Raw genomic sequence first — 16127 nt, 5'->3', positions numbered from 1 at the left:
TTAGAACAGTCAGAGTCTCAACTACATCAAACTCATCAGGAATTAGAACAGTCAGAGTCTCAACTACATCAAACTCAGCAGGAATTGGAACAATTAAAATCTCAATTCTCTCAGACTCAGGTAGAATTAGTCAGGACTAAGTTACAACATCAGTCTGTAACTACTGAACCGCAGTCCAAAAAAGCAACTCATTATAGATTGCTGGTATGGGATGCCTGGTATGCTTATCAAAGTGGCGATTTGGACAAAATGCAAGAGTGTTTGCAGGAGTCTTTGAAATTCACACCTATTTCACGAACCGAGTCTGTAGTCAACTGGTTAGAGAGTTTCACTAAGTTTTATGCAGAAAAGGGGGATTATTTTGATAGCTACACATTGACAAACTCAGCCGAGTGGAAACAGCTAACACGTCGGGTAATAGCTGTAAATTCAAAACTGATTAGAAACTGAGAAAACGAGTAGTGTGTCATCAGTGGGTATAGAAAAAATGACTAATGTCCTAGACGCTCTTGATCAAGATTTGCCTCAAGAGCTAGTACAACAAGTTCGACAGGAATTATCTCAATCAGATCAAGACTTGAATAACGAAGTATTCGGACATTCTGATGACTTTATTTTGCTAGTCTCGTCCCTGACAGTTCAACTGGAGCAGAATAAAGGAGATTTAGAAGAATCTCAAACTCTACTGCACTTAATTATGGGAAAAATGGATGAATTGCAGAGTGAGTTTGACCTGACGAAGAAAGAATTGGAGCGAGTACATACTCAACTATACAAAACAAAAGCGGAATTAGACATATCACAGGTTTATGCACACCAGATTCTTGCAGAAAAAGAATGGCTTCAATCCAAATACGAAGCTTTAAAACAAACAGCACAGCAACTTCAAAAGGAACTAGAACAACGATGATGACTCATTACATGAGAATTTAGAGAATTTGATATCTCTATCTTTCACTAATGATACTTTACGTTTAATGATAATAAACTCTCTTTATAAATTCAAGCAGTGATTATGAATACAAGCCAAAAAATACTAAATTCTAACTTTGGGATTAATACTATAGGTTGTATAAAGGGGGAGTTTGGTATTGGTGAAGGAGTACGAGCAAATATTAGGGCAATTAAGGCAGCTAAGATTCCTTTCAATCTTAACAATTTCCATATAGAGTGGCATCGAAACCTAGATTCTACCTATGAAGAGCAAGATTTTACTACGGATAACCCCTATCTAGTTAACCTGGTAAATTTTAATCCCGATGTGATCTCTATGTTTCTTGAACGGTTTGGTTATAGCTTTTTTGAGGGGCACTATAATATAGGCTGTTGGGCATGGGAATTACTAACATTTCCTCCTGAATTACAATTTGGTTTAGAGTTATTTGATGAAATATGGACGTATAGTAATTATTCAGTAGAAGCTATATCGGCTGTATCATCTGTTCCAGTTCTTAAGATAATGCCTAGCTTGGCGCTTGCTCAACCATCTTTAGATAGAGAAGCGTTGGGATTACCAAAGGATAAATTTATTTTTCTTTTTATGTTCGACTCTTTAAGCACATTTGAAAGAAAAAATCCTGTCGCTGTTATAGAAGCTTTTATTCAAGCTTTTGGAAAGTCCCATAGTGAAGTCTTACTCGTGATAAAATTTTCTAATTCAGAACATTATCCATATCAACGAGAACAGTTTAAAGCATTAGCAGGGAATCATGAATTTATTCACCTTATAGAGGGTCATTTAATGAAAAATGAGGTAAATGCTTTGATTTATAATTGTGACTGTTATGTCTCGCTACATCGTGCTGAAGGATTTGGACTGACTATGGCTGAAGCTATGTTCTATGGTAAGCCTGTTATTGCCACGGCCTACTCATCTAATATAGAATTTATGAATGTAGGAAATAGTTTTTTGGTAAAATATGATTTAGTCACTATTCCTGAAGATATTGGACCTTATAAAAAGGGAAATATTTGGGCTGAGCCGGATATTGACCATGCCGCTGCTTTGATGTACTATGTTTTTCATAACTATCAACAAGCATCTCTAGTGGGTTCTAAAGCCGGTCGGGAAATTCAGTCTTTACTGAGTCCCGACGCAATTGGGTCTAAAATTAGGAAACGTCTGGAACAGATTACTACAAATGTAGACAAAAAACCTAAACGGAGAGGAGTAGAAGAATGGTCACATTATCAGGCACAGGCTTGGAGAAAAACGGCTATGGAAGCTAAAAAAGAACTAGATTACTGGACTCACTCATCTACAAAGGTTTAGTAAGAGCTGCATTTGTCACCTATTAAGATTAAAACAAAAAAGGAAGGTATTCAGTCATGAAAGGGATTGCAAGTATAGATTATAATGTCAATAGATTGTCTGCATCATCTGAAGTTTTATTTGGGATTATTACACCAGAACCAGACTTAGATGAATCAGTCAAGGAAGATTTGATTGGATGTTATTGCTACTCATAATAGGTGGAAATTAACAATGTTCAAGACAACACGTAATAATTCATTAGGACTCAACATTTCAGGTCATATTAAAGGAGACTTTGGACTTGCAGAGGGTGTCAGGTCAACGGTGAGAGCGGTAGAATCCGTTGGTATTCCCTTTGTCCTGAATAATTTTGATTTAGAGGGAGTCCCCCAAACGAATAACCGTTACACTAATTTCTCCCAGGATAATCCTTATCCTATCAACCTTGTACAAACTAATCCCGATTTGATAACTAGAGTAATTTCTGAGAATAGTAATAATCTCAGTTTTGAGTATTTCCAAGGTCACTACAATATAGGATTTTGGCTTTGGGAAATGCCCCATTTTCCTCCCCAATGGCAGTTTGCTTTTGATTTCTTCGATGAAATTTGGGTAATGAGCGGTTTTTCAGGAGAAGCTATATCTGCTGTTTCCACAATTCCTGTGGTTAAAATCTTTCCTAGTCTGGCATTGCCAGAATTTACATTAGGAAGAGAAAGCTTAGATTTACCAAAGGATAAGTTTATTTTCTTATTTATGTTTGATTTTCATAGCAACTATCAACGCAAAAATCCTTTAGCTGTTATTGAAGCGTTTAAACAAGCATTTAGTGACTCCAATAATGATGTCATGCTGATTATAAAATTTCATAATGGCGAGTATTATCCTCAGTACCTAGAGGAACTTAATATGGCGAAAGCTAATTATCCTTCTATTCGCTTTATCAGTAAACATCTCCTGAAAGAAGAAGTAAATGCCTTGGTTAATAGTTGCGATTCTTATATATCTCTGCATCGTGCCGAAGGTTTTGGCTTAACGATGGCTGAAGCCATGTTCTATGGTAAACCTGTCATCGCCACAGGTTACTCTTCCAATGTCGAATTTATGAACGTAGGAAATAGCTTTTTAGTAAAGTATGACTTAGTAGCCACTACTGAAGACTATTTTCCATATCCAAAAGGAAGTATCTGGGCTGAACCTGATATCAATCATGCAGCTTCTTTAATGCACTATGTTTTTTATAACTATAATCAAGCCAAGCTAGTAGTCGGGACACGAGCATCTCAAGATATTAAATACTTGTTAAATCCTGAAACTGTGGGGCAAAAAATCAAGAACCGTCTTGAATATATTACGGAAAATATTATAAACAAAAAACAAAGGGAATCCCAAAACCCCATTAATGCTAAAGAAGCTGCTGCATGGAAGCAGACAGCTATACAAATACAGAGGGAGATTAGTAATTCAAGGTCATAATTAAAAAAATAGTTAACTGCTGGCAACTTATTGTCCACCCTGAAAGTTGTAAAATTACTGTTAATTCAGGGTAGTATAAATCTTAATCAAGCTTAATAAATTCTCTAATGTGGTTGCTCAGTTTGTGTGCGGCTGACTCCCAATTAAACTCTTGTTCAACAAGCTGTCTAGCCTTTTCAATCCGAAGACTTTTACTAATATCACCCTCATTTCTGAGACTTATAATTTCCTCTACAAACTGTTCTAACTCAACAATAATACATTGTTTTCCGTGTTCCAATCCTAACCCCCGCGCACCAACAGGATTAGAGATAACTGGAACTCCAGCAGCAAAGTAATCTAGCATTTTTAGATTAGTTCCAGAGCCAGACATCATTGGATTTAAAGCTACATCAACCATTCCTAAGACAGTATCTTTCTCTTGATCGTCTACCATTCCCATAAAACTTAAATTCACTGGAATTACCTGATTTTGAAAAGCATCAGCTACACTTCCCATAATCAAGAATTTAATGTCTGGTAGCTGCTCTGCTATTTGAAAAATATAGCGCACAGCATCTTGATTCGGTGGATATCCACTACCAATGAATAAAGCAATAAACTCTTCTTTTAATCCCAACTTATTTTTTGTGGATAGACGCTGCTGCCAGGAAACATAATTGACAGCTTGCAAATCGACACAGTTGGGAATGGTAACTATTTTGCTTATATCGATTTGATAAATTTGACTTAACTTTTGACCATCATCATCTGAACAAGTCATAATCAACTGACTAATTTGGCAACACTCTTGTTCTATCTGATGAGTGAATTCCAGAAGTTCACGCCCTGTTGCATTTTCAGGGAGTAAAGTCTTTTTAACCTCTACTTCTACATCCTGAGACTCATGCACAATAGGCTTGTCTGTAACTTCCCGAATAGTTGGCAAAAAATAAGGATGACAAGCCACTACAAAATCAGCATCTTTTGTGGATTTTCGCAACTCCTCTATATAATCGGGTGTCAGATGATAAAGTTTGGACATCGTGATGTCAGTAATCGGCACTCCGACCTGAGCCAAAATAGACCACATAGCATCGTGATGATGATTTGACATCGGCACTCTAATTTCCCATAATCCAGGGGCAATTTCACCTCTAAATGGAGGTTGACGGCGATCGTCTAAGGTAACTAACTCAATGTCAAATTCACGAGCTAAATGGCGATATAGATTAAAGATGCGAACTTGCCCACCGTAGGTAGGGGGAAAAACTGAAAAAGTTACAGCTACAGTGATTTTTTTACGCTTTTTGTTAGCTGTTGTCGGTTTTTGAATTGTCGTTGGGATTGAGTAGGATGTCAGACTTTCACCTAACAGGCGCGCTACAGCATTTTCCCAGGTAATATCTTCAACCAGTTTCTGAGCCGTTAAACCCATTTGTTGGGATTCCTGTCGATGTTCGCACAAGTAATCAATGCGTTCTGCAATCGCTTGGGGTTCTGGTGAAACAGAATAACCAGTTTCTCCATTACGGACAAACTCATTAGAACCTCCTGAATCCGTTGCCGTAATCACGGGCTTACCACATTTCATTGCTTCAACTGTAATATACCCATAATCTTCATCATAGGGAACAAATAAAACAGCAAAAGCATTGGCATATAGGTCTACTAAATCTTTGTCATTGACAAAACCGAGAAATTCTATTCTGCGATCGTTACCCGCAAGTTGCTTGAGATTTTCCAGATCGTCCCCTGTACCCGCAATCTTAAAAGGGATGTTAGTTTTCACATACTTCATGGCTTCAACTAAGAGTTCAACCCTCTTAAAGCCTTTTTCTAAACGACTAACTGTAAATAGGTAATCACTTTGACCAATATAAAAACCACTCTGAACAGGTGGCGGGTAAATTACATCAACTGGATATCCCACAGGAAAATAATCTTTTCGCTTCGCAACATTGTGAGAAATAGCTGCATATTTTTTGATTGCGGTGGGAGCTAAGGCTATACCATCCAAAAAATGTATAATTTCTTTTGATAATTTGCCAGGACGCTGAAAGGCATCGGCTAGCAGTTCATGTTGTCGTGAACGAAGTCGATTGAGTCGTTGATAAAACTCTTTTAAGGAAGACCGGGAACCTTGATTACCTCGCATAAATTCTTGCAACGCACAAACTTCGGGATCATTTGTAATATACCTCTCTGAATAGTTATAGCCAGTGATCGGAGTGTATAGGTCATAAAACCCCCGATTTTTGTGGAGCATATAGCATACATGATTGGGATGGGAAACCATCCAACTGGGATATTTGCCAGAAATTACCATATCAAAATGGTTTAAATCTAACTGAGAAAATCGCCAGTGATTATCCATTAATTCCCAAAAGTCTAATTCTGGACTTGGCAACTTAATTAAATCGGCTGTGTGTCGAGTATTATGGTTAATGTAGTGCAGCAGTCCCCACCACAGATTTTCAGCACCGCCAATACGGAAAGGAATTCCACTAGGAGCAACAATCGCAATTTTCATAAAACACACCAATTTAATTGATTTTCTCAGCTATGATATCCAGCAACCAACGATCAAAAAGTTTAATTTCGTTAACATTAAACCCAGATTCTTCTAGATAATGACGCACTAGAACTTCAGTAAAACTTGTAAAGTGATAATCTCCAGTATAAGCTTGAGTTCCAAATATCATTTGGTTCCATCCTTTCTGATGATTAATATCTGTATTTGAAGTCAAGATTGCAACAGCACTAGCTATATCAGGTACTCTCAATTTTAATAGACCTCCGATTTTTAACAAACGATGCCATTCCTTAAGAGCAAGTTCCGTCTCGGTTCTTGGAAAGTGTTCTAAACAATCTTGTGCTACTATTTCTTCATAATATCCTGATGGTAACATATCTAGTAACCTGATATCTGCCAACAAATCAGGATTATGTTTTTGTTGGAAGTCAATATTCAAATATCCAGACCTAATATCATAGCCACATCCTAGATTCAGACGCGGGGGATACTTGTGATAATCAAACGGTGTCTTAGGTGGATTGTCTTCTTTTTTTTGTAGCATCTGATCTGGATTACATGGTTGATATTTTTCCTTCAATTCTATCTTGTTTGTTTCTCTAACCACTTGGCTAACTTGGGCTGTTAGAGTTGAAGAGAAAAAGGATAACTTTTCTTGTGGGACAAGATAGTAATCCCAATAAAAAGTATCAACGCACTCTCGCCATATATCGATATTTTCAATGGGATTACCAAACAAATCGGTTATTACATATTGTTGTTCTTGAGAGTATAAGAAAAGAGTATCTTGGTTATGTGCATAGGCGCTATAACTGGGTTTTCCGTACTCTACAGATATAAATGGACGAAACTTTTGAATAATTGAGACGGCACCTCGGAGAATATCAATCTCTCCCCCCTCAGTATCAATTTTTATGTATTCAATGGCTGAGGCATCTCTAAAAATATTGTCTATAGTGTCAGTAGCCACGATAATTTTCTCTAGTATTTTGAGTTCAGGATTGTTATATATTCTTTCCTTTAATCCACTTTCTTCAGGAGCACCATGATTAATAATAAATTCTGACTTACCCACACTAGAAGATAAAGCAACTTGCTTAACAGTGACATTTTGGTTAGATAAGTATCTGTTTAGTAAATGTTCATACTTACTGGGAATCGGCTCAAATATGTAAACCTCCTTGCATCCTATCTGGTTGATAAATATGTCAGAGTGCCTACCTGCATGACCTCCAATATCAATAACAGTAGAATTAAAACTTAAGAAACGCCTATATCCTAACTCAAGTTCCTTCTCCCAATCTATAAGACCTGCATTATCATAGGTATGGCAAAGTGTCTCTAATTTTTCGATAACTTTAGGTTTTGAGTTTCTCGAAATGTCTTCTACAATTCCAGACAAGCGAAGATCTAGCTTATATTTTTCCTTGTCCCCAATCAGAGCTTTTACCTCAGATTGCTCAGATAAACTCGTTTGTTGACTACCATGTATTGGATCTGATATGTCATTTTTTTTATTTGATAGTTGTGGAGTTTCTAACTTAATTTTATTTTGCTTCACCTCTGAAAACTTTTTTTCATTCCGGCTGGGATTAGTAACTTTCTTCAATACTAATCTAACCGAAACCTGGCTCATCAATTTATCTTCAGAAATAACACTAAGTTTTTGATCGTTATTAATTTCTGCTATGGAAAACCCACTTCTTAGAATCTTATAGATAAAAGACTTTGCTTCTTCTTTTTTATCAAAATCCGAACAACTAAATACTATAAAAATAGTAGCATGAGAATTTTTTGTAATAAGACTCTGCATTTCCTCGAAAACAAAAGGAGACAGCCATTTAGTGTCAAGATTAATAATATCAATTTTGGATGGCAACTCCTTGAAAAAATCAGCTAATGAATAAGTTTCAACTTCTTTTATTTGAGACTCCTCTATTGAGGATAAGGTTAATAATGAATGAGCCTCTGTTATATGTTGAATAGATATTTTCATTTTGCCTTGACGTTCAGTCACAAGGACAGTGAGAGCAGTTAATTTTTCTTGAGAATTATGGTATTTCAACTCTTTTTTAAGCGTCGCGTATCGCAAGATACGACTTTGAATAGCTGTTGCTGTTAGGTTTTGAGGCATTGATTTTGTTACACTCCCTTGTTATTCAAAAGTTTGTCGATTATTCCGATCGACCCTGTGAAATAAAGTCGATCAGAAGTTTGATATTAGCAAAAGACAAGAGAAAATTGATCGCATTTAAAAGCTTCTGGCTTCAATCTCTATAGCTTTGCGGTAAGCAAGGCTAGCTTCATCCACTTTAGCCTGTTTTGCATACAAATCTCCTAAAGTGTGGTAAAGCAAAGCATTATTAGGATTCAGTTCGATCGCCCTCCGGTAAGCTGAAATCGCCTCCTCTACCATACCCTTGCTCATCAAAGCATTGCCTAAACCGCAGTAACACAAAGAAGACTCCGGCCGAATCTCGATCGCCCTACGGTAAGCATCGATCGCCCGATCCCACCGTTCTTGTTTTGCCAAAGCTTCGCCTAAATAATGCTCCGCCTCCCAAGAGTCAGAATTTTGATCGAGAACGCGCCGATACTGAGCGATCGCCCCATCAAACTGCCCTTGTTCTGCCAAAGCCTTACCTAGCTGCAAATCAAGCTCCGAGTCATCAGACTTAATCTCCACAGCCTTTTGAGCCGCTTCCAAATTACTGGGATTCGATTCGATCGCCCTGCGATAACACTTTACCGCCTCCTTCAAATCCAGATCAACCTCTTTTTGAAGCGGCCCGACACCAGCTCGTCCTCGCAAAGCATCACCTAAATGACAGTTCACCACATCTGAATTAGGAGCAACTTCCAGGGCTCTGCGATAGGCTGCGATCGCCTCATCGTAACGCCCCAACTGATACAGAGCAAACCCCAAATGATCCTGAGCCTCCAACGAATTCGGATCGAACTCAACCGATTTGCGATAAGCTCCCACAGCCTGCTCCCACTTTTGCAGCTTCGCCAAAGCATCGCCCAAATGCTGGTAAATCACTGCCGCATTCGGCACAATTTCTAAAGCTTTCCGATAAGAGGCGATCGCCTCATCCCAGCGCTGGACGATCGACAAAGTATGCCCCAAATAGTGGTGGACGATCGCCGAACCCGGTTCCAACTCAGCAGCTTTCGAGTAAGATGCGATCGCCTCCTCCCATTGGCCCTGAGCCGACAAAGCCGTGCCCAATTTATAGTACAGCCAGTGGAAATCCGGTTTTAACTGAAGCGCCTTTCGGTAATAATTCACGGCTTCTGCCAACTCATTCTTACCTTGCAAAGCCTCTGCCAATTTCAGGTACAAATCTCCCTCGCCCGGATTAAGCTCGATCGCCCTTCGCAAACAATCCATCCCTTCATCAACCCGTCCCAATCTTGCCAAAGCCTCCCACAAATTTTGGTGAGGCAAAGCAGATTCCGAGTCAAGTTCGATCGCCTTCCGCAAACAACTTACAGACTCATCCAATTGACCTTGCAAGCACAAAGCCTGACCCAAACTGTTGTGAAACTCATAAAAGTCGGGATAGAGCTCCACAGCTTTCCGATACGCTGCCACGGCCTCATCAAGATTGCCCTGCTGTTGCAAAACCTCCCCGAAATTGTGCCAAGACCAAGCCGAATTCGGGTTGAGTTCGCAGGCCCGGCGGTAACTTTTTTCTGCCCCATCCCGCTGCCCCAATTTCGCCAAAACTTCACCCAAATTGTGGTGATACCAGGAAAAATCCGGGTTGAGTTCAGTACAGCGCTGGTAGGCGGCGGCGGCTTCCTCAAATTTATCGGACTGTTTCAGGAGGTTGCCTCTATGAAAATAATTAGAAGCTGTTTCTTCATGCACTTGTAACGAGTTATTCATAATTTTGTACCGTAGATTTCATTTTTTTTAGCTTGGTCGATCGGGTCGATCGGTATCTTGTATAAGTCTTCTGTGTGAGTCACAATTCTCTCGATCCCCCCTAGCCCCCCTTAATAAGGGGGGGACAAGAATACTCAAAGTCCCCCTTCTTAAGGGGGATTTAGGGGGATCTCCGGGTTTCTTCAAAGTTTGAAAAAACGTCCTAGTCCCCTCGATCCCCCCTAGCCCCCCTTAGCAAGGGGGGGGACAAGAGTGTTGAAATTCCCCCTTCTTGAGTCAGAGTCACAATCCTCTCGATTTCCGCTAGTCCAGGGCGGGCACGGGGGCACCGCTACAAGGGGAAAGAGCCTTCAAAGTCCCCCTTCTTAAGGGGGATTTAGGGGCATCTAGACTTCGATACAAACCCGAAATACAGAAGGCTTGAGGCTTAAGTTTACACCCTAAACTCATGGGGATGTTCCTAATGACTCGGCAGCCAATTCTCATCCTCCAACCTGATACCGCTGTCTTGACAAGCCCTGGTTAAATGAGGGCTGTAGTAAGGGTCATTCTCAATATATTTTTGCCACCTGCTTTCCATCAGCTTCGATTCCTTCCTCAGCCGCTCTTTCTTTTCCGGCGAGTCTTCGTAACCGCGACTTTTAGATTCATGGTGGTAGAGAACTACATGAGGCAGGTAAATATTGCGGTACCCTTTCTCCAGCATTTTCAAACACAAATCCACATCATTGTACGCCACTGTTAGCTCTTCGTCAAACCCCCCAACACTCTCAAATACTTCGCGCCGGCACATCAAACACGCAGCAGTTACCGCTGAAACATTGTTCATACCTACCACATTCCCGAAATACCCCGGTATCGATCGCGGCATATGATAATAACTGTGACCTGCCACACCGCCGCCGAGTCCCATCACCACTCCCGCGTGCTGGATTTTGTTATCTGAATATATCAGCAAATTGCCCACCGCCCCGATCGAGCTTCTTTGAGATTGCTCAACCATCGCGTCAATCCAATCGGGAGTAATTACCTCTGTATCGTTATTCAAGAACAGCAAGTAATCTCCCTCGGCTTTGCTAGCCGCGTAGTTGTTAATCTTAGAGAAATTGAACGGAATATCTAGGCGATAACTTTTAAACCTCGCTGATTCCTTCGCCGTCCATTTAGCCAGAATTTCCGCCGTGTGTTGCTCTTGACTGCCGTTATCGATGACGATAACTTCGTAGTTGGGGTAGACACTCTTAGTAAAGATAGACTCCAAGCAATTGTCCAAAACATCGCCTAAATCCCGCGTCGGAATAATGATGCTTACCCGCTTGTAATCCGCAATCTTGTAACGGGCAATAAAGTGTCCCAAAAAGTAGGGAACCCCTTCAATCCTTCCCGGTTCGCCCCGGCGTTCGATCGCCTCTTGCAAAGCTTTTTGCCCTGCATCATAGGCGTATGGTTTAGCATCTACACCGCCAGCAGCCGAACCCGCGTGCATTCTCCAGTGGTAAAGAATTTTAGGGATGTGAAAAATCTTGTCAGTTTTTTCCGTAAACCTCAGAACCAAATCGTAATCCTGAGCTCCCTCAAAACCCGCTCTAAAACCGCCAATTTCATCGATTAAATTTTTCCTGTAAGTTCCCAAATGGCAAGTGTACATCCGAGACAAAAACGAATCGGGGCTCCATTCAGCCTTGAAGAAAGGATTTATCAGTTCTTGATCCTGATAAATCTTGTCTTCATCCGAATAAATCATGTCCGCCTCCGGGTGGCGGTTCAGCAGCAGCACCACTTCATACAAAGCCTCCGGTGTCAGCGTATCGTCGTGGTCTAATAGAGATATAAATTCACCCGTCGCCAACTCCAAAGCAGAATTGGAACAGTGAGAAATGTGACCGTTTTTGGTTCGATAAACTACTTTGATCCGGCTATCTTTGGCTGCATATTCTTGCAAAATTCGCTTGACATGAGGCGCGGTTGATGCGTCGTCAGCAATGCACAATTCCCAGTAGGGATATATTTGATTAAAAACTGAGTCTATAGCTTCCCTGAGATAATTCTCTGGCGTGTTGTAGCTCGGCATCACAATGCTAATCAGCGGCTTGTAGCTAAAGATTTCTAATATTTCAGCCATCTTCCGCAAATCAGCTTCTCTGGGGCTGTGCTTGGCGCGCCACTTCGTATAAGCTGGGTCTTGACCGAGGAATAGGGAATCTCGCAAGTTTTCATAATCCAAACCAAAAAGTTTCGGATCGAGTTTGCTCGCCGTCTGATAAGCTTCCAGAGCTTCGGAAAGCTTGTTTTGTTTAGCTAAAGTTTTTGCTAAATTGTGGTACGACCAGCCAAATTCAGGAGCAACCTCGATCGCTCTCCTATATGCCGCAACAGCTTCATCAAGCCGACCTTCTTGTTGATATACATCCCCTAAGTTGTGGTGCGACCAGACAAAAGTTGGATTCACTTCTGCGGCTTTCTGATAGCTTTTAATAGACTCATCAATTTTACCCCTCCATTTCAAGACATCGCCTAAATTGTGGTGAGTTCCAAAGTAATTGGGATTAATTGCAATTGCTTGGCGGTAGGCCGCAATAGCCTCGGTATATTTACCTTCTTGTTGCAGAGACTCGCCTAATTCGTGGTACTCAGCAGCTACTCCAGGAGTGTCTTCGATCGCACTTCGCGAATGTCCATTAACAGTGCGATCGCTGTTTCCCGCCCCCTTAGTTACCCCCTTTTTTTTTAACACATCTTCCAACAGCCCAGAAATAGCCTTGTCATCAGGCCGAATCTGCAACGCCATCTGATAAAAGACGATCGCCCCATCCGGCCAACTCTGCCGCACCAAAGCATTCGCCAACTCAACATAAAGGTCAGCATCATTCGGCGCAATCTCCAAAGCCTTGTGATACAACTGCACATCCTCGGGATTCTCCAGAATCGCCTTTCGGTACAAACCCATTGACTGCTGCAAATCCCACTGCGATCGCATCCTCAAAGCATCAGCCAGCTTTTGCGAAATCCACGGCAAATCCGGCTGAATTTCCACAGCACGGCGGTAAGAAGCGATCGACTCATCCCACCGTTCCAGCTTCTCCAGAGCCGTCCCCATGTTGTAATAAGTCCACGCAAAATCAGGATTCAACTCCGCCGCGCGCCGGTAAACAGCGATCGCCTCGTCCCACCTTTCCATTTCTAGCAGCGCGTCGCCCAACTTGCTCTGCGACCAGAAAAAATTCGGGTCGATTTCGTTAGCCCGCCGGTACGCAACAACCGCCTCATCCCAGCGTTCCAAATTCACCAGCGTTTCTGCTAGATTGTTGTGCGCCCAAAAATGGCCGGGATTCAGTTCGATCGACCTTTGGTAAGCCGAAATCGCCTCATCCCAGCGTTCCCCCTTCACCAGCGCGTCAGCCAAATAATTGTGCGACCAACTAAAATCTGGATTTAACTCAGTTGCTTTCCGGTAAGCTTCTACCGCCTCGTCCCACCGTTCCAACTTCAGCAAAACATCACCTAAATTGTTGTGAGACCAGCTAAAATCGGGATTTAATTCGATCGCCATCCGGTAAGTATTTACAGCTTCCTCCCACCGTTCCAACTTAACCAGACACTCAGCTAAATTGTTGTGCGACCAAGAAAGTCCGGGATTATTTCTAATAGCATTGCTGTAAGCATCAACCGCCGCTTCCCACTGTTCTTGACCCTTGAGAATTTCCCCCAATTCGTGATAAGCCGCCCCAGCATCTGGGTTCAACTCAACCGCGCGCCGGTAACAGTCAATACCTTGATCTACCTTACCTTGCTCGATCAAAGTTTTAGCTAAATTCTCGTGTTCCTCAGCGGTGGCGGATTTCGGGTCGATCGCATAGGCCCGGTACCAAGCCTCAGCAGCCGCCTCAGACTTCCCTAATTGAGTTAAAAGTTTTGCAAAATTGCGGAAAGCGCCGGCGAAATCCGGCTTCAGGGCGATCGCCTTTTCGTAAGCAGAAACCGCTTGCTGCCACTGTTCCTGCTGCGCGCAAATGCTGCCGTAATTAGCATAAGCTTCAGCAAAATTCGGATTAATTTCTATTGCTTTGACATAGCAACTTTTAGCTTCATCAATTTTTCCAACCGCTTGCAGGGCGTTGCCGAGCATTTTGTAAAGCGGCGCTTCCGGCTTAATTTGTAGAGCTTTCTTGCAAGCAGAAATTGCCTGTTCCCATTTACCCTGAGCAAAATAACCTTCTGCGAGTATTTTGTATGCTTCTGGATCTTCTGTAGTAATTCCAGCATTAACAGGTTGCTGAACTTGTTGACGCCCAAGCTGTTGTTGAAGTTGTTGCGGTATTTGTTTCAGTATTTCTTGCGGTATTTTCCGCAATATTTGCTCAGGTATTTGTTGTTGAACTTGTGGTGGTTGAACCTGTTGCGGTATTTGTTGTTGAACTTGTGGCGGCTTAGCAGCACCATTTGTCGCGTCGTTTGCACCAGCCAAAGTTTGCTGTCCCTCGCTGCCGTTTCTAGCATTAGCTGCGTTCAGTTCAATAGCTTTGCGATAATATACTGTGGCTTCCTCTAACTTGCCTTGTTTTTTGAGGGCTTCGCCGATATTTTGGTAGGCTTGCGCCAGATTAGGATTTAATTTTATAGCGCGATCGTAACAAGAAATAGCTTCGGGCAACCTTTCCTGTCGGAAAAAAGCATCGCCCATATTCAAGTGTTCCGAGGGCTTGGCTGTTTCCGGTTCCAAAGAAAATGCGCGATACCAGCATTCCTGAGATTCTGCTGCTTTGCCAATTTGTCCGAATACTTTTGCTAAATTGCGGTAGACTCCGGCGAAATTCGGTTTCAGGGCGATCGCCTTTTGATAAAATCCGATCGCCTCCTGCCATTTTTCCTGCTGCGCGCAAAGGCTGCCCAAATTCGCGTATACTTCCGCAAAATTCGGTTCTATTTCCACAGCCTTAGCGTACCAGTGCCGCGCCTCTTCCATCCTGCCTTGAGCTTGCAGCGCCTTACCCAAAGTCTTGTAAGCGGGGGCAAAATTGGGGTGCATTTTCAAAGCTTGCTCGCAGGAGGCGATCGCTTCTTCTAATTTCCCTTGGGATAAATAGGTTTCTCCCTGTTGGTTAAATTGAACCGCTGTTGATTCTGTATTCACTGTTGATGGCATAGGGGCGGCTCCAGATATAGCAATTTATGTATATATTCAAAACACTTAATAAGTCTACAGCGGTTTGACATCAACGATCGCTCTGTTGTTCCCCAAATTTTAAAATTTTATAGATCGGGCCAATCTCTAGGGTGTTTTTGAAGAAAGGTAAAGAGGGCGATCGCAGCAGGAAGATGATACAGTCTGGTCGATCGAACTCCTCGGTGCGGGCTGCGGCTGGTTTACTGGCTCTGGAGTTTTGGCTGGCTCTTGGCGAACCTCCTCCTTGTATTTTGGTCGAGTGGGGGCGGGTTGATATAGCAATCCGTTCAGCAGTTTCAATAACTGGTTCCCAGGCTCTTGGCCTGGGAATCAATGTAAGCGAGGCTCTGCCTCGCCTGCGAAAATCGAGGCAGAGCCTCCCGATCTGCGTTACCAGGCAGAGCCTGGTAACGAGTAGAATCATTTATATGATGTCGCGGTGATTTTGATGTTATTAGAGCCACCACCTCAACTTGTCGGTGAAAAGCGCCTGATATTTCGCGATCTCGATTGGCGCGCCTTCAAGCAAATTCAAAGCTTGTTAGTAGAACGCACTCGCGCCCGCTTTACCTACGATAATGGAGTTTTACAAATTACCAAGTCCCTCGAAGGACACGAACGATCTGCTCGCTTGATAGAACTCTTTATCAGAATCCTTGTGGTTGAAATGGGGATGAAAATTAAGACGATGGGATCGACTACACTCGATCGCGAAGACCTACTCAAGAGCGCCGAGCCAGACAATGGGTATTGTAAAACTTTATTAAACTCATAAGCAGTGGTAAGCAATAATGGTACTATGTAGTCAGGAGGTCGAAATGAA

Annotated in this window: 9 protein-coding genes and 1 pseudogene; 5 read left to right on the top strand and 5 right to left on the bottom strand. The window is 42.0% G+C overall.

The features are described from left to right. The 4 genes and pseudogenes from QUB13_RS29295 to QUB13_RS29280 all read left to right on the top strand — a co-directional run. Window positions 1-450: pseudogene (locus QUB13_RS29295) on the top strand (chromosome partitioning protein ParA); the annotation flags it as partial. Between the two features lie 37 nt (window positions 451-487). After that, on the top strand, window positions 488-910 hold the full coding sequence (locus QUB13_RS29290) for a hypothetical protein (protein ID WP_333388325.1): 423 nt from the start codon (window positions 488-490) through the stop codon (window positions 908-910). A 105-nt stretch (window positions 911-1015) separates the two neighbouring features. Then, window positions 1016-2272, top strand: coding sequence for a glycosyltransferase (locus QUB13_RS29285; protein ID WP_333388322.1), 1257 nt, complete (start codon window positions 1016-1018; stop codon window positions 2270-2272). Between the two features lie 213 nt (window positions 2273-2485). Continuing rightward, window positions 2486-3730 (top strand): glycosyltransferase, encoded by a 1245-nt coding sequence (locus tag QUB13_RS29280; RefSeq protein ID WP_333388319.1) that lies wholly within the window; start codon window positions 2486-2488, stop codon window positions 3728-3730. A gap of 82 nt (window positions 3731-3812) precedes the next feature. Here QUB13_RS29280 and QUB13_RS29275 read toward each other — a convergent pair whose 3' ends face one another. The 5 genes from QUB13_RS29275 to QUB13_RS29255 all read right to left on the bottom strand — a co-directional run bounded on the left by QUB13_RS29275 (window position 3813) and on the right by QUB13_RS29255 (window position 15638). After that, window positions 3813-6242 carry a glycosyltransferase family 4 protein gene (locus QUB13_RS29275; RefSeq protein ID WP_333388316.1) on the bottom strand — a complete coding sequence of 810 codons (2430 nt, stop codon included), beginning with the start codon at window positions 6240-6242 and terminating at the stop codon, window positions 3813-3815. A gap of 13 nt (window positions 6243-6255) precedes the next feature. Beyond that, the gene (locus tag QUB13_RS29270; RefSeq protein ID WP_333388314.1) at window positions 6256-8379 is read right to left on the bottom strand and encodes an FkbM family methyltransferase; all 2124 of its coding nucleotides are present in this window, start codon (window positions 8377-8379) and stop codon (window positions 6256-6258) included. Between the two features lie 117 nt (window positions 8380-8496). Further along, on the bottom strand, window positions 8497-10140 hold the full coding sequence (locus QUB13_RS29265; protein ID WP_333388311.1) for a tetratricopeptide repeat protein: 1644 nt from the start codon (window positions 10138-10140) through the stop codon (window positions 8497-8499). Between the two features lie 460 nt (window positions 10141-10600). Next, the gene (locus QUB13_RS29260) at window positions 10601-15283 is read right to left on the bottom strand and encodes a tetratricopeptide repeat protein (RefSeq protein WP_333388308.1); all 4683 of its coding nucleotides are present in this window, start codon (window positions 15281-15283) and stop codon (window positions 10601-10603) included. A gap of 70 nt (window positions 15284-15353) precedes the next feature. Further along, the gene (locus tag QUB13_RS29255) at window positions 15354-15638 is read right to left on the bottom strand and encodes a hypothetical protein (protein ID WP_333388305.1); all 285 of its coding nucleotides are present in this window, start codon (window positions 15636-15638) and stop codon (window positions 15354-15356) included. Between the two features lie 114 nt (window positions 15639-15752). Here QUB13_RS29255 and QUB13_RS29250 point away from each other — a divergent pair, with 114 nt between their 5' ends. Continuing rightward, window positions 15753-16079, top strand: a complete 327-nt coding sequence (locus QUB13_RS29250; protein WP_333388302.1) for a hypothetical protein — start codon at window positions 15753-15755, stop codon at window positions 16077-16079. Window positions 16080-16127: the final 48 nt, after the last annotated feature.

It is taken from the genome of Microcoleus sp. B4-D4 (assembly GCF_036705185.1).
GTDB lineage: Bacteria > Cyanobacteriota > Cyanobacteriia > Cyanobacteriales > Microcoleaceae > Microcoleus.
Note: the sequence above shows the minus strand (reverse complement) of the source record. Positions and strands in the feature narration are given on the sequence as shown.

Excerpts from the sequence above, each read along its gene's own strand:
- QUB13_RS29270 (WP_333388314.1), bottom strand. The coding sequence starts at position 8,379 with ATGCCTCAAAACCTAACAGCAACAGCTATTCAAAGTCGTATCTTGCGA.
- QUB13_RS29260 (WP_333388308.1), bottom strand. The coding sequence starts at position 15,283 with ATGCCATCAACAGTGAATACAGAATCAACAGCGGTTCAATTTAACCAA.
- QUB13_RS29290 (WP_333388325.1), top strand. The coding sequence starts at position 488 with ATGACTAATGTCCTAGACGCTCTTGATCAAGATTTGCCTCAAGAGCTA.
- QUB13_RS29265 (WP_333388311.1), bottom strand. The coding sequence starts at position 10,140 with ATGAATAACTCGTTACAAGTGCATGAAGAAACAGCTTCTAATTATTTT.
- QUB13_RS29280 (WP_333388319.1), top strand. The coding sequence starts at position 2,486 with ATGTTCAAGACAACACGTAATAATTCATTAGGACTCAACATTTCAGGT.
- QUB13_RS29250 (WP_333388302.1), top strand. The coding sequence starts at position 15,753 with ATGTTATTAGAGCCACCACCTCAACTTGTCGGTGAAAAGCGCCTGATA.
- QUB13_RS29275 (WP_333388316.1), bottom strand. The coding sequence starts at position 6,242 with ATGAAAATTGCGATTGTTGCTCCTAGTGGAATTCCTTTCCGTATTGGC.
- QUB13_RS29285 (WP_333388322.1), top strand. The coding sequence starts at position 1,016 with ATGAATACAAGCCAAAAAATACTAAATTCTAACTTTGGGATTAATACT.